Raw genomic sequence first — 13,917 nt, 5'->3', positions numbered from 1 at the left:
ATTTTTATGACTTCCCGTATTCGCTTTTTGATGTGCCCTCCTGACCACTACGATGTGGACTATGTGATTAATCCTTGGATGGAAGGAAATATTCACAAGTCATCGCGCGATCGCGCCGTGGAACAGTGGCAGGGACTACACCAGATCCTTAAAGAACACGCCATTGTAGACTTAGTACCACCTGAAAAAGGTTGGCCAGATTTGGTTTTTACTGCCAACGCTGGCTTAGTACTAGGGGATAATGTTGTCCTCAGTCGCTTTTTACACAAAGAACGTCAGGGAGAGGAGCCTTTCTTCAAACAATGGTTTGAGGCAAATGGTTATACAGTCAATGAACTTCCTAAAGATTTGCCCTTCGAGGGAGCAGGGGACGCACTGCTAGATCGAGAAGGACGCTGGTTATGGGCGGGATACGGTTTCCGCTCGGAATTAGATTCTCACCCTTATTTAGCTAAATGGCTGGATATTGAGGTGCTATCCCTCCGACTCATAGACGAACGTTTCTATCACTTGGATACCTGCTTTTGTCCCCTAGCAAATGGCTATTTGCTATATTATCCAGGCGCTTTTGATTCTTATTCCAACCGCTTAATCGAAATGCGAGTCGCACCCGAAAAGCGAATTGCACTTGAAGAGGCTGATGCAGTCAACTTCGCTTGTAATGCGGTGAATGTGGATAGCATCGTCATTATGAACAAGGCGAGTGAGGGTTTAAAAACCCGCCTAGCAGATGTAGGTTTCCAAGTGTTGGAAACACCGCTTACCGAATTTCTCAAAGCTGGCGGTGCGGCTAAATGCTTAACTTTGCGGGTAACAGAACCAGTTAGAGATGAACTTCATGCCAATGTCTCGGTAGAAAGCCGTGTCATTCGTATGGAAGGACATTTGCTCGACGCAGGCTTAATTAACCGCGCTTTGGATTTAATTATAGACGCTGGGGGAAGCTTCCAAGTCCTGAATTTTAACTTGGGAGAACAGCGCCAAAGTACCTCAGCCGCCGAGGTAAAGGTATCAGCACCATCCCATGAGGTGATGGAAGAAATCATTTCCCGGTTGATTGATTTGGGTGCAGTAAATTTACCGCATGATGAGCGAGACGCAAAACTTGAGCCGGTAATTCAAGACGGCGTTGCACCTGATGATTTTTACGTTAGTACAATTTATCCCACCGAAGTCAGAATTAATGGCCAGTGGGTAAAGGTAGAAAATCAACGGATGGATGGCGCGATCGCAATTACTCAAACTGCCAATGGCCTAGTAGCTCGGTGTAAAATACTCCGAGATTTAAAAGTTGGCGAACAGGTAATTGTAGACGTGCTAGGTATCCGCACCATCCGCAAAACTGAATCACGCGAACAACGCAGCACCCAAGAATTTAGCTTTATGTCGGCGGGGGTTTCTAGCGAACGGCGCGTAGAATTGGTTGTTGAGCAAGTAGCTTGGGAATTGCGGAAAATCCGCGATGCTGGTGGTAAAGTAGTTGTCACGGCTGGCCCGGTAGTGATTCACACTGGTGGCGGTGAACACTTGGCGCAACTGGTTCGGGAAGGCTACGTGCAAGCGTTGCTGGCTGGTAATGCGATCGCAGTTCACGACATCGAGCAAAATATCATGGGCACTTCCTTGGGTGTAGACATGAAGCGGGGTATCGCTGTGCATGGTGGACACCGCCATCACCTGAAGGTAATTAATAGTATCCGCCGTTATGGCAGCATTCCCAAAGCTGTAGAGGCGGGGGCAATTAAAAGTGGCGTAATGTATGAGTGTGTCCACAATAATGTGCCTTTTGTGCTTGCGGGTTCGATTCGGGATGACGGGCCTTTGCCTGATACCGTAATGGATTTGATCCAAGCACAGGAGGAATATGCTAAACACCTAGAAGGTGCGGAGATGATTTTGATGCTGTCATCGATGCTGCACTCCATTGGCGTGGGAAATATGACTCCAGCAGGGGTGAAAATGGTGTGTGTGGATATTAATCCAGCTGTGGTGACTAAGTTAAGCGATCGCGGTTCTGTAGAATCGGTGGGTGTAGTGACAGATGTGGGATTATTCTTGAGTCTGTTGATTCAGCAGTTGGATAAGTTGACAAGTCCTTATGTTAATAAGGTAGGTTAGGAAAATAAACCGCAAAGGCGCAGAAGGCGCAGAGAAAGGGAGATGACAAGAGTAGCTTTCAGTGAATTGCAGGTTAATTGGGTTAGTTTGATTGCTGATTTCTTGTTGGTAGGGATGGTTTTTGGCCCGCCTATCGCTCCCTTTTTGGCTGCGTCTGGAGTGTCTTTGCTTCCTGAGATTGCGGACATCATTTATTTCATGGGTAATCATGTGTGTCCGCAACCAGATATGGGGTTAGATTTGGCACCACCATTTATTATGGCTGTGTGTATGCGCTGCTACGGCACTGTCACGGGTTTGCTGATTACTCGTTTACTGTATGGGGTAACTAGTGGTAAAGGTTTTTACTGGTTGAATCAGTATGGCTGGAGTGGTGTGGCTTTAGCTAGTGTGCTGATGATGGCTTATCCTTTAGAATTGGCAGCACAGATTTTCGGTTTATGGAGTTTTAATAACTATCTGGTTACGCCTTTTGGCTTAATTACGGGTTTGGCGTGGGGATTGTTTACTATGCCGATTTTGCATGGGTGGCATGGTGCTAAAACTAGTTTGCGTTAATTGTAGAGACGTTGCATTGCAACGTCTCTACTGAACATTATTGGTATAGTTCCCTCTTTTTTAATGGGTTAGGGAATTAAGCCTTAACTGAATCGTATTGATTGACAGGACTAGGAGCTAATTTATGTTTACGTTTCCGTCGTAAACCTACACTTAAGGCTCCAAAAGTTAATGCACCCAATGCAAAATTAGGTTCGGCAACACTGGCAATAGTAGACTTATTCTCTACACTATCGGAAGATCCGCCAAACTCAGTTAAAAGCAATTGGTAGCTAAACAAACCGTCTGAATCACCAATAAATTGCAGAGGTGCTGAAAATTTCAGCACAGTGCCATCAAGGCTGTATGGTACTGAACCCCGAATCTTACCCCAACCTCCTGAATTTGGTTCCAATGGCCCAACTGAGAAGACATCACGTATCCGAATGTCACCTGCAACATTAATTTCTTCTCCGCGAATAATTGACTCAAGTTCACTAAAGAATGGAGAGCCTCTGAATATAGGGAATTCCCCATCTGCTTCAACATAGTATTGGAAAGAGTCTGCTTGTCTCCCGGCTTGATCAACTGTGAAAAAGTCTGGCACTCTATTAAAATCTATAGTAAATAAAACTTCTTTGGCATCAAGATTTACCACGGCTGACTCTGATTCAACTAATAGTACTGCTTGCGCTATTTGCCCTGTGCCCAAGGCAATTAAAGCTGCACCAAGTATAGACACTGGTAACTTTTGTGCAAATGTCATATAACTTACCTTTTTAACCGTAGTATGGCATCAGAATAGTACAGTAACTAACATATTAATTAAAAGTTATCACAGTAATTTAACTGAAAATTTATGCTGATTTTACAGAATTTTAACAAATATCGTACTACCTCAGAAAATGCGATGCCAAAGAGTTCCTTAGCAAGGTAAAGACGGGGAGACACAAAAAGATTTTAATAATGAGCGATCGCCTATATGATTTCAGATAATAGTGCCACAGCTACGCCCGTAGTAGTGATCGCTTTTGCTCTAATTTAAGAAACTATTCTGACTCGGAAAATTCCCCGATTCTGCTGTACTAACTTTCATTTTGCGCTAACCAATCTTCTAAATCAGTTAAACTCGAAAAATCAAGCAAAGCCTCTGCTAAATCATCCAAATGTGTTGAGTCTAAAGCTTGAATTTTCAATAGCTGTGCAGGTGGAACAGTTCCGACTTTACGGCGAAGTTGTCGAATAATAATCGATAAAGCTTTTTCCTGCTGGATATCCTGATAAATTACAGACTCGCGCATAGCATCACTCCGTAATAACCTTTTAATCAGTTCCTTGTTTAATACTAGCCCAGCTAGTACTGCCGTTGACGCAGCAATATTACTTTGTGTTCGGGTATCGTTTATTTGCTCAATAGCTTCAGCAACCTGTTGTAATGTTCGTGTTTTATCCTCAGTTTGACTGAGGGTGGCAAACGGTAACAAACCAGGAGTATTTAAAAAAATCTCGCTTGGTTGTTCCCAAAGACGAATGACTCCAAATTGATGACGGGTATTTTATAAAACAAAAGCTGTTTGTTGGACTAATTCAGATGTGGTGGGTTGCAGGTAAATGAGGACTTGATGCATCCGTTTGTGGGGAAATCTGCGATACACCCTTAATCGATAATCAGTCATCCGAAAGGGAATTTCGGCTTTTGCTTCGGTTTGAAATTCGATATGCAGAACAATTTCATCTGACTGTAACAGAATTAACGCATCTGCTCGAATCGGTTCGAGGGATAATTCTGATGGACTGAGTTGGGTAAGTGTAATAGATTCGCCAAGTAACCAGGTGGCAAAATCGGCTGAAAATGACTCTGCTAAAAAACGACAGACGTTATCAAACATAGATGGGTATTATATCAGCGAGGTCTTGTCTGTCATTAGTCATTAGTTATTTTGTAAGAATTCAGGAGACGCGATTAATCGCGTCTGTACAGAAATTAGGAGTCAGAATGGCTGGAAAATTAAGGGTGGTAAGGCTGCTTAATTTTCTTCAAATTATGAAATTCCAAGTCTTATAAATTCTGGATTCTGAATTCTTATATTACAAATACTTCTGCAACAATAACCCTAACTTTTCCTTCGTTGTCGCTGGTGCTTTATCTAACTGAGTCAAAATCGCATACTGCAACGCCGAATGCGCCTCACTCGGCGGTGGATTTTCACTTAACCGCCGCACAGTTTCTTGAATCACTTTTTGAGCATTCGCAGCATTCCGCAGCAAATTGCCAATCACCAATTCTACCGTCACACTATCGTGATCTGGATGCCAACAATCATAATCTGTCACCAGAGCTAAAGTTGAGTATGCAATTTCGGCTTCCCTTGCCAACTTCGCCTCTGGTAAATTCGTCATTCCAATGATTGTTGCACCCCAACTGCGGTAAAGATTCGATTCCGCCTTGGTGGAAAAAGCTGGCCCTTCCATGCACACATAAGTACCGCCGCGATGGAGAGTAACATCTGGTAAATTGAGAGATGCGATCGCATCTGCCAACACACTAGCCAAGTTCTTACAAATGGGATCGCCAAAAGCAATGTGAGCAACAATTCCCTCACCGAAAAACGTTGAAATTCGATTTTTCGTTCTGTCAATAAACTGATCTGGCACCACCATATCAAGTGGTTTCGCCTCTTCCTTCAAGGAACCCACAGCACTAGCTGAAATTAAATACTCCACGCCCAATTGCTTCATCGCATAGATATTAGCGCGAAACGGTAACTCAGAGGGTAACAGCGTGTGATTGCGACCATGACGCGCTAAAAAAGCTACCCGTGTACCATCTAAAGTCCCCAGAATCAAAGCATCTGATGGGGAACCAAAGGGGGTTTGGACATGCACCTCTTCTATATCTTTGAGCGCGTCCATTTTATACAGACCACTGCCACCAATAATCCCAATACTAGCTTGAGCCATGATCCTGAACCTGTTCCTTGCTGATCTGCTAAGTTATTTTACCGAAAAGGTGAGTAGCAGAGTTAGTTTACTTCCTGGCTTTTTAATTAACATACAATCTGATCAGATGCTACAAAAAAGCTATCTGCTGCTCAACAAACAGAAATTTGGTTGAAGCGCGTTTTAGAAATATCGAGTAGATAATCTGAATCACTGAGCGTATAACTTTCAAAGTTTAGCAATCAAATCGCTGATAATTTTTGCAGATTAATGGTTATATTCAGCCTTAAAACTAATTGTCAGCATAGCGTTTAATCTATGCTCAATGTATACAAATATTAAGTAGATGCACTCCTGAGCAGCGAAACAAAGCAAGCGTTATACTTTTGGAAAAAGGCTTGTTTTAACCTCTGCTTTTAACATTTTCATAAATCAATGGCTCTCAATTTTCGCTTTGCGGTAGTCAGTGACTTACACCTGGCACTTCCCCACACAATCTGGGATCATCCCAACCGATTCCACCTAGTAGAAGTCAGTATCTCGGCGTTTCAAAGTGTACTAGAACATTTAACACAACTCGATTTAGATTTCTTGTTGTTGCCAGGAGATTTAACCCAACACGGGGAACCAGAGAACCACGCCTGGTTGCAACAATGTTTAGCGCAGCTACCTTTTCCCGTCTATGTTGTTCCTGGCAATCATGACGTTCCTGTGCTGTTGGCTGATCAGCAATCAATTGCTTTTGCAGATTTTCCCTACTATTACACTAAGTTTGGCTACGAAGATCCCCAACAGATTTACTACATTCGTCAGTTATTGCCTGGAGTTAAGCTGATTGGACTGAATTCTAACTCCTTTAATGACCAAGGTGAGCAGGTGGGGTGTTTGGATGCCAAACAGCTACTGTGGTTAGAAGAGGTGCTAGCGGCATCTGTTGATGAATTAGTTCTGGTGATGGTGCATCATAATGTGGTCGAGCATTTGCCTGATCAATCCAGCCATCCACTGGCAAATCGCTATATGTTGTCCAATTCAGCAGAACTATTGCAATTGCTAAGGCGCTACGGAGTCAAACTAGTATTTACAGGGCATTTGCACATTCAGGATATTGCTTACTCAGATGGAGTATATGATATTACCACAGGTTCTTTAGTGAGCTATCCTCACCCTTATCGGGTGCTAGAGTTTCATCGAGATAACCAAGGTAAAGAATCGTTGCAAATTTTATCTCATCGGGTAGAGTCAGTCCCTGAGTTCCCCGACTTGCAACAATCATCACGGCAGTGGATGGGCGATCGCTCTTTCCCCTTCCTCATCAAGCTACTAACTCTCTCTCCATTAAATTTACCATTATCACAGGCAAAAAAATTAGCTCCTAGTTTGCGCGAGTTTTGGGCAACTATTGCCGATGGAGATGCAGTATTAGATTATCCCCACTTCCCGTTAGAAGTGAGGCGTTACATTCAGTCCTATGGTGCATCACACCCCAACCCAGGTATGGCTACTAATACAACTCTGACGCTGATTGATAATAACAGCACACTTTTGCTAGGTTAAAAAGTTGGTGACTTTTTAGATAGCGATCGCTCCTACCATAATTCTCCTATCAAAAGTCACCAAGACACGGGCTACTCTTGTACAGACGCGATTAATCGCGTCTCTAATTACCGATATCTTCATTCCAAAGTTCGGGGTTAGTTTCAATAAACTCACTCATCATTTGTTTACAATCGTCAAGATTAAGATCAATTACTTCCACACCGTGAGACACCATAAATTCTTTAGCACCAGGAAAAGTTCTGGATTCTCCAACGATGACTTTTTTAATCCCAAATTGTACCACTGCCCCAGCGCACAGGTAGCACGGCATTAAAGTTGAATAGAGTGTAGTACCTCTGTAGCTGCCAACTCTCCCAGCATTACGGAGACAATCGATTTCCGCGTGGGTGACAGGATCTGCGTCTTGCACACGTTTATTGTGTCCTCTGCCGAGAATTTTGCCATCCTTGACGAGAACCGAACCAATGGGAATTCCACCTTCTTGTCTGCCTTGTTTTGCTTCTTGAATAGCAGCTTTCATAAACTCATCCATATTAATTCTCCTTTTATGACAAAACAACTAGTATTAATGGATCACGATGGCGGTGTAGATGATTATTTAGCAACTATGCTGCTGTTGACGATGGATCATATTGAACTCCTTGGTGTTGTCGTCACTCCAGCAGATTGCTACATTCAACCTGCTGTTAGCGCCACACGTAAAATTATAGATTTGATGGGATTTTCTCATATCCCGGTAGCAGAAAGCACTGTGCGCGGTATTAATCCATTTCCTACTCTCTATCGCCGTGATTCGTTTATCGTTGACCATCTCCCCATTCTCAATCAAAGCGAAACCATCACTACGCCTTTGGTTGCCGAAACAGGTCAAGATTTCATGATACAGGTGTTGCGGGAGGCATCAGACCCCGTAACGTTGATGGTAACTGGCCCGTTGACCACGGTAGCAGTGGCTTTAGACAAAGCACCGGACATTGAAGCCAAGATTCACAAAATTGTTTGGATGGGGGGTGCATTAAATGTCGGTGGCAATGTCGAAAAAAGTCTGGAAGCGGGACAAGATGGTTCTGCCGAATGGAATGTTTATTGGGATGCGGTTTCAGCAGCGCGGGTATGGGAAACCCAAATTGAAATTATTATGTGTCCTTTGGATTTAACTAATAATGTCCCAGTCACATCGGAGTTAGTATACAAAATGGGACGACAACGCCACTATCCAATTTCTGATTTAGCCGGACAATGTTATGCACTAGTTATCCCCCAGGATTATTATTTTTGGGATGTCTTAGCAACAGCTTATCTGGGACATCCAGAATTTTATCAACTGCGCGAATGGGAAACAGAAATTATCACCACTGGTCTTAGTCAAGGGCGTACTAAAGTAGTTCTTGGTGGTCGTAAAATTTATGCAATGGATAAGGTACATAAAGAGGCTTTTTATGCTTATATTTTACAGCAATGGGCAAGATAAAAAACTAAAAAATTAGGCGGCGTGGATACTCAAACTCGCCACCGAAAACTAACTACCAAGCTCACCGGACGCAGACAACCTCTGCAACTTAACTGACCATATTGGGACATTCCGGTGCAAATATTTTGTTTAGTTACCGTACTATTTAATACTGAAAATTACTCATAGCGTACCTTTTTATATTTAATCACCTCAATTACATCATCATGTCTTTGCCCTTCGATAATATCCTTGAGATGAATTTGCCCATTAATATATTGAACGTGGATGCGCCAACCTGAGACTTTATCGATATCAGCACGATAAATTGCCTGCTTCACACCTTTTACTTTGTGCAGCCTCGTTTTTGGAAATTTTCTTGTTCTGTGACACTCGTTATCTTCAAGTTCTGCCAAGGCTTCAAGAAAAGCAATCTTTAGCTCGTCATCTGGCAAAATCTTCATGGCTTGATAAATAATGCCGTATTCATCATACAGAGTAAGGGTTTGCACCATAAACCCACTTACGAGATCCGGGCAGTTTCTTGATTTTGGTGAAGTAATCCTTGATACAAAGACTCTGCTACACCTTTATATGCTTTATCGAAGTCATCGTGTTTAACCACTCGAAAAAGGGTAAAAATAACTTGCCCAAAAATTGGATCTTCGTCAACTGTCAAAATTACCCTTAGTTTCTGCGAAATCCTTAGCGTGTAAAGCGAAGATTCATAGCCATTAATATGTGAAGGTAGGGGAAGACGACGCAACTTACGATAAACGCCAGCTTTTTGAGTTGGGAAGAGGCTGGCGCAATCATTAATTTTTTGAATCGCTGCGCCTTTCTCATTTTCACTCAGCCTGCCAAGATCCTTTTCAAAGCTCCTTGTTGACTCAATTAGAACATCCACTTTACAAACCACCAATTTCAATTTAGCCACTTGCCCTCTGTCCTTAAAATAATAACAGTGATAGACAGAAAAATTCTGTATATCCTCTTTACGAGGGCATTATATTGAAACTTTATTAATAATATTCTATGCCAAAACGCCCAAAAAATCTCTTGTAAAAGCTTCACAATACAATTAATCTCAAGTTTTTTTTTTACAAAACAGAAGAGATATACAACAATTATTAATGATTGATAAAGTTTAAACCTAAGAAGAGAGCCGCTATAGTTCCTGCAACAGAAATCTCTCCCTGAATAATTTTATTTAAAACTGATTCTACAGGAATTAATACAACTTCAATTTCTTCTGTAATATCTAATTGTTGCGCTCCAATTTTGCTCACATTTTCTGCTAAAAACAAATGTATTTGATTAGTGTCTTTACTCGGCTTATCATATAGAGTTCCAATTTTTCTAACTTCTTCAGGAATATAACCAGTTTCTTCTGTCAGTTCTCTAATTGCTGCTACTTCTGCACTTTCTTTTGTAGGGTCAAAATTCCCTGCTGGCAGTTCTAAGAAAAATTCACCTACAGCATGTCTGTATTGCCGGACAAAAATTATCTCTTTATTACTAGTAATAGGTAAAACCATCGCAACATCAGGCTTAATACTGACAAAATAATCATCTATAATTTTACCATTGGGTAATTCTATTTCATCTTGTCTCACCCGACACCAAGGATAATCTAAAACCATTTTTGATTTTAAAGTCTTCCATTTTTTTAAGTTGTTCATGAATAAAAATAATGTATAAAATATTTGGTCATCAAGTAATGAATGTAAAAAAGTATAACAGATGCATCTGATAATCTAAACTTTGAACTTACACTGGCTTTTATAACATAATATGTATAAGAAGTATGCAAATAAATATAAATTTATTTACAGTAAACAAAAGGTTTCCGTTGACTATTAGTCGAGGTACAACGGCACAGACAACTAATGTCTGGGTAAGAGTTTCACATGATGGGATCGAAGGCTGGGGGGAAGCGTCGCCATTCGGTGTAGGTAATCATCGGCAATCAACTGATGCAATCAAAGATGCCCTACAGCAAGTTGTTCCATTGTTGGAAGGATTCAGCCCCTTACAGCGACAGGAAATTGAGCAAGTTTTAACACAAAACCAGGTTCCTTCTGCTGCTAAAGCTGCCTTGGATATCGCAATGCACGACTGGTTGGGTAAGCGCGTAGGATTACCCTTGTGGCAAATTTGGGGACTCGATCGCAATCAAATAGTACCGACTTCTGTCACAATTGGGATTAATTCACCTGAAGGAGCTAGGGCTAGAGCGCGAGACTGGTTAAAATTTACAGATGTTCGCCTTTTCAAGGTGAAGCTAGGTAGTCCAGATGGCATAGATGCAGATAAAAAAATGCTCTTAGCAGTGCAAGAAGAAGCACCTGAACTAGAATTTTTTGTTGATGCTAATGGGGGTTGGAGCTTGGAAGATGCGATCGCAATGTGCAATTGGCTAGCTAATTTAGGTATAAAATATGTAGAACAGCCATTGCCACGGGGGCAAGAAAAAAGTTTAGCAAAACTCAAAGAACACTCTCCCCTGCCCATCTTTGTCGATGAAAGTTGCTTTACAAGCTCCGATATTCCCCATTTGGCAAACTACGTGGATGGTATTAATATCAAACTGATGAAATCAGGGGGACTAACCGAAGCAATGCGAATGGTACATACAGCGCGAGCATATCGCTTGCAAGTAATGTTTGGTTGCTATTCTGACAGTTCGCTAGCCAATACAGCAGCATTACAGCTAGCGCCACTAGCTGATTATCTAGATTTAGACAGTCACCTAAATTTAATCGATGATCCCTTTACGGGTGCATTGCTAAAAGAAGGGAGAGTTTTGCCAAACGATTTACCAGGTTTAGGGGTACAACACAGTGCGACTACCACTTAATCAACGAGTAGCTATCTTGCTGCATGAAGGAATTACTGGGACTCACGGCAAAACAGGGCTAGCAATTTTACGTTACAGTGAAGCCCCAATCGTAGCCGTAATCGATCGCGAGTGTGCTGGCAAATCCTTACCAGAATTAACAAATATCAAGCGTGATGTCCCAATAGTGGCATCTGTAGCCGCAGCCCTAGAGTACAAGCCAGAAGTCTTGGTAATAGGCATTGCCCCAGGAGGTGGTGCTGTACCAGATGATTACTGGCTGGAAATTAAAGGCGCTCTAGAAGCTGGAATGTCGCTGGTAAATGGTTTACATACACCAATGGCGAGCATACCAGAGTTAAATGAACTGCTCAAACCAGGGCAAGTAATTTGGGATGTACGCAAAGAGCCGCCTAATATAAGTGTTGCTAGTGGAATGGCACGCACCCTTTCCTGTCGGCGGGTTTTGACAGTGGGAACCGACATGGCGATCGGTAAAATGTCAACTAGTCTAGAGTTACATTGGGCATCAAAACAGCGAGGTTGGCGTTCTAAATTCCTCGCTACCGGTCAAACTGGGGTGATGTTAGAAGGGGACGGCGTGGCTTTAGATGCCGTGCGCGTAGACTTTGCCGCCGGTGCTGTAGAACAGATAGTTATGCGCTATGGCAAAAACCACGATATTTTGCACATTGAAGGACAAGGTTCACTGCTACACCCTGGTTCAACGGCAACCTTACCTCTAATCCGTGGTTCGCAACCAACCCAACTGCTGTTAGCACATCGCGCCGGACAAGTTCATGTACGTAATCACCCCCATGTACTAATTCCACCTTTACCAGAAGTGATTCGGCTTTATGAAACTGTTGCTAGCGCTGGTGGTGCCTTTGGAAGTGTTCCTGTAGTAGGTATAGCGCTGAACACAGCCCATCTAGATGAATCTGCGGCAGAGGAAAGCATCGCTCAAACAATAGCAGAAACTGGGCTACCTTGCACAGATGTAGTCCGCTTTGATGCCAATGTGCTTTTGGATGCGGTGATGAAGAATTAGATGTAGATTTTACTTCATCCACGCTCTACCCTTTTATTTTGCGATTTAAAAAATTGCGTAATATTATGACGCTTTCGGCGGCTGGAGCAGCTTCGCCTAAATCTCCTATGCCTGATAAGCAACTTTTATTACTATCATCAGACTTTTTTTGTCAAGTCCTCTTGACGTTTTGTAACAATATTGTTAAATTTAGTTACATAAGCAAACAAAAAAGAAAAAAATTATGTATACCACAATAAATGAAGATGGCATTATCAATAACTACGCAGCTGAACCCAAGATGTACTACGCCGAGTACCCGGCAATTTGGGAACAACGTAAATATGTTTTACAGGCTCTTTTTGCGACTTTAATTGTCACAACTATAGTTTTGGTTGGTTTTACCGTTAGCTAAGATTTTTTAGATTTCGGTATCGCTATATCTCATTGTCATTCGTACCTCTCTCTCTTACCTCGGTTAGTTTCGCCGGGGTTTTTTGTATTTTAATTTTGTGTGTTGGCTTTAACCGTCGTAGGCATCGCATCACAAACGGCGACGTTGTAAAATAACTGCGATCGCCCATAAAATAAAGACAAATTAATAAAAAGGGGTGTTTATGACAACCCAACTCGGTGAAACCAAATCTTCAACAGAACTGGTAATATCTTGGGAAGCGTTGCCCGCAGATTTTTACCTAAAGGATGAACCAGTGGAAAATACAGGTCAGCCACTATTAGCTGGTGCTTTGCGCGAAAGCCTTGAGATAAGTGGTTTCATCCAACCGCAGATGTTGATAGCCTCGAATTTTGGACTTTGTGCAACGATAAACGGGCAATTTGTTGCTAAAGCACCCGACTGGGTTTATGTACCATTGGTAAATCAAGTTTTAGGAGAACGCAAAAGCTATACACCCAATTTAGACGGGGATATTCCGGCAATTGTGGTGGAATTTCTATCTGACACTGAGGGTGGAGAATACTCTTTTAAGCGAACCTATCCACCAGGAAAATGGTTTTTTTATGAGCAGATTCTTCAAGTTCCAATTTACGTAATTTTTGACCCAAATGGCGGTTAATTAGAATTTTACCAACTCGAAAACAGCCGCTACGAGTTAAAGCAACCTGATGAAAATGGTCGTCATTGGATTGATTCAATGGGTTTATTTCTGGGAACTTGGCAAGAAACAAAGGAAGCTAGAACTGGTTACTGGTTGCGGTGGTGGGATGAGGCAGGTAATTTGTTGCTTTGGGCGGTAGAGCAAATTGAACAGGAACGCCAGCAAAAAGAACGCCTAATTGCTTATTTACAATCTCAAGGTATTGATCCAAATAATTTGCTCTAGCATATATAGACAAAATTTTCAAGTATTTTCGTGGCTTAGTTTAAGCATAAAGGGAAGCGCTGCAACGTTCATCAACGCCAGAAGCACCAAAACCTACGCC

The 13,917-nt window shown here is 42.1% G+C and carries 13 protein-coding genes and 2 pseudogenes; 8 read left to right on the top strand and 7 right to left on the bottom strand.

Going from position 1 to position 13,917, the window contains the following annotated elements:
• Positions 1-6 precede the first annotated feature (6 nt).
• Both argZ and VE944_RS31960 read left to right on the top strand, forming a co-directional pair.
• Positions 7-2,118, top strand: a complete 2,112-nt coding sequence (gene argZ / locus VE944_RS31965; RefSeq protein ID WP_324987200.1) for a bifunctional arginine dihydrolase/ornithine cyclodeaminase — start codon at positions 7-9, stop codon at positions 2,116-2,118.
• Positions 2,119-2,160: 42 nt separating this feature from the next.
• The gene (locus VE944_RS31960; RefSeq protein ID WP_324987194.1) at positions 2,161-2,676 is read left to right on the top strand and encodes a DUF2085 domain-containing protein; all 516 of its coding nucleotides are present in this window, start codon (positions 2,161-2,163) and stop codon (positions 2,674-2,676) included.
• Between the two features lie 76 nt (positions 2,677-2,752).
• Here VE944_RS31960 and VE944_RS31955 read toward each other — a convergent pair whose 3' ends face one another.
• The 3 genes and pseudogenes from VE944_RS31955 to VE944_RS31945 all read right to left on the bottom strand — a co-directional run bounded on the left by VE944_RS31955 (position 2,753) and on the right by VE944_RS31945 (position 5,616).
• Positions 2,753-3,421, bottom strand: a complete 669-nt coding sequence (locus VE944_RS31955; RefSeq protein ID WP_324987191.1) for a hypothetical protein — start codon at positions 3,419-3,421, stop codon at positions 2,753-2,755.
• Between the two features lie 319 nt (positions 3,422-3,740).
• Positions 3,741-4,544, bottom strand: a pseudogene (locus VE944_RS31950) (Rpn family recombination-promoting nuclease/putative transposase).
• 199 nt (positions 4,545-4,743) lie between these two features.
• Entirely contained in the window at positions 4,744-5,616 is an 873-nt protein-coding gene (locus tag VE944_RS31945) for an S-methyl-5'-thioadenosine phosphorylase (protein ID WP_324987188.1), read from the bottom strand.
• Positions 5,617-6,030: 414 nt separating this feature from the next.
• Here VE944_RS31945 and VE944_RS31940 point away from each other — a divergent pair, with 414 nt between their 5' ends.
• Positions 6,031-7,152: a metallophosphoesterase family protein gene (locus tag VE944_RS31940; protein ID WP_324987185.1), complete on the top strand. Its 1,122-nt coding sequence runs from the start codon at positions 6,031-6,033 to the stop codon at positions 7,150-7,152.
• 103 nt (positions 7,153-7,255) lie between these two features.
• Here the strand turns inward: VE944_RS31940 and VE944_RS31935 are convergent, their stop codons facing one another.
• On the bottom strand, positions 7,256-7,687 hold the full coding sequence (locus VE944_RS31935; RefSeq protein WP_324987183.1) for a nucleoside deaminase: 432 nt from the start codon (positions 7,685-7,687) through the stop codon (positions 7,256-7,258).
• A gap of 15 nt (positions 7,688-7,702) precedes the next feature.
• Here VE944_RS31935 and VE944_RS31930 point away from each other — a divergent pair, with 15 nt between their 5' ends.
• Positions 7,703-8,626: a nucleoside hydrolase gene (locus tag VE944_RS31930; protein WP_324987180.1), complete on the top strand. Its 924-nt coding sequence runs from the start codon at positions 7,703-7,705 to the stop codon at positions 8,624-8,626.
• Between the two features lie 158 nt (positions 8,627-8,784).
• Here VE944_RS31930 and VE944_RS31925 read toward each other — a convergent pair whose 3' ends face one another.
• From VE944_RS31925 to VE944_RS31915, 3 genes are all read right to left on the bottom strand, one after another.
• Positions 8,785-9,120: a hypothetical protein gene (locus VE944_RS31925; RefSeq protein ID WP_324987177.1), complete on the bottom strand. Its 336-nt coding sequence runs from the start codon at positions 9,118-9,120 to the stop codon at positions 8,785-8,787.
• An 8-nt stretch (positions 9,121-9,128) separates the two neighbouring features.
• Positions 9,129-9,542: a hypothetical protein gene (locus VE944_RS31920; RefSeq protein ID WP_324987174.1), complete on the bottom strand. Its 414-nt coding sequence runs from the start codon at positions 9,540-9,542 to the stop codon at positions 9,129-9,131.
• Between the two features lie 193 nt (positions 9,543-9,735).
• On the bottom strand, positions 9,736-10,287 hold the full coding sequence (locus tag VE944_RS31915) for an NUDIX hydrolase (protein ID WP_324987171.1): 552 nt from the start codon (positions 10,285-10,287) through the stop codon (positions 9,736-9,738).
• A gap of 125 nt (positions 10,288-10,412) precedes the next feature.
• On the opposite strand from VE944_RS31915, the gene VE944_RS31910 reads away from it, so the two are divergent.
• The 4 genes and pseudogenes from VE944_RS31910 (at position 10,413) to VE944_RS31895 (ending at position 13,817) form a co-directional block, all read left to right on the top strand.
• Positions 10,413-11,465 (top strand): dipeptide epimerase, encoded by a 1,053-nt coding sequence (locus tag VE944_RS31910; protein WP_324987169.1) that lies wholly within the window; start codon positions 10,413-10,415, stop codon positions 11,463-11,465.
• On the top strand, positions 11,449-12,495 hold the full coding sequence (locus tag VE944_RS31905) for an N-acetyltransferase DgcN family protein (protein WP_324987168.1): 1,047 nt from the start codon (positions 11,449-11,451) through the stop codon (positions 12,493-12,495). The genes VE944_RS31910 and VE944_RS31905 overlap by 17 nt, the downstream gene beginning before the upstream one ends.
• A 223-nt stretch (positions 12,496-12,718) precedes the next feature.
• Positions 12,719-12,889, top strand: coding sequence for a photosystem II assembly protein Psb34 (gene psb34, locus VE944_RS31900; RefSeq protein ID WP_229556419.1), 171 nt, complete (start codon positions 12,719-12,721; stop codon positions 12,887-12,889).
• A gap of 202 nt (positions 12,890-13,091) precedes the next feature.
• Positions 13,092-13,817: pseudogene (locus VE944_RS31895) on the top strand (Uma2 family endonuclease).
• Positions 13,818-13,917: the final 100 nt, after the last annotated feature.

It is taken from the genome of Nostoc sp., from assembly GCF_035638895.1.
Classification (GTDB): domain Bacteria; phylum Cyanobacteriota; class Cyanobacteriia; order Cyanobacteriales; family Nostocaceae; genus Nostoc.
This window is presented reverse-complemented; position numbering and strand designations above follow the sequence as displayed.

What these genes read in the sequence shown, in the direction of transcription:
- argZ (WP_324987200.1), top strand. Translation starts at nt 7, where the DNA reads ATGACTTCCCGTATTCGCTTTTTGATGTGCCCTCCTGACCACTACGAT.
- VE944_RS31960 (WP_324987194.1), top strand. Translation starts at nt 2,161, where the DNA reads ATGACAAGAGTAGCTTTCAGTGAATTGCAGGTTAATTGGGTTAGTTTG.
- VE944_RS31955 (WP_324987191.1), bottom strand. Translation starts at nt 3,421, where the DNA reads ATGACATTTGCACAAAAGTTACCAGTGTCTATACTTGGTGCAGCTTTA.
- VE944_RS31945 (WP_324987188.1), bottom strand. Translation starts at nt 5,616, where the DNA reads ATGGCTCAAGCTAGTATTGGGATTATTGGTGGCAGTGGTCTGTATAAA.
- VE944_RS31940 (WP_324987185.1), top strand. Translation starts at nt 6,031, where the DNA reads ATGGCTCTCAATTTTCGCTTTGCGGTAGTCAGTGACTTACACCTGGCA.
- VE944_RS31935 (WP_324987183.1), bottom strand. Translation starts at nt 7,687, where the DNA reads ATGGATGAGTTTATGAAAGCTGCTATTCAAGAAGCAAAACAAGGCAGA.
- VE944_RS31930 (WP_324987180.1), top strand. Translation starts at nt 7,703, where the DNA reads ATGACAAAACAACTAGTATTAATGGATCACGATGGCGGTGTAGATGAT.
- VE944_RS31925 (WP_324987177.1), bottom strand. Translation starts at nt 9,120, where the DNA reads ATGGTGCAAACCCTTACTCTGTATGATGAATACGGCATTATTTATCAA.
- VE944_RS31915 (WP_324987171.1), bottom strand. Translation starts at nt 10,287, where the DNA reads ATGAACAACTTAAAAAAATGGAAGACTTTAAAATCAAAAATGGTTTTA.
- VE944_RS31910 (WP_324987169.1), top strand. Translation starts at nt 10,413, where the DNA reads ATGCAAATAAATATAAATTTATTTACAGTAAACAAAAGGTTTCCGTTG.
- psb34 (WP_229556419.1), top strand. Translation starts at nt 12,719, where the DNA reads ATGTATACCACAATAAATGAAGATGGCATTATCAATAACTACGCAGCT.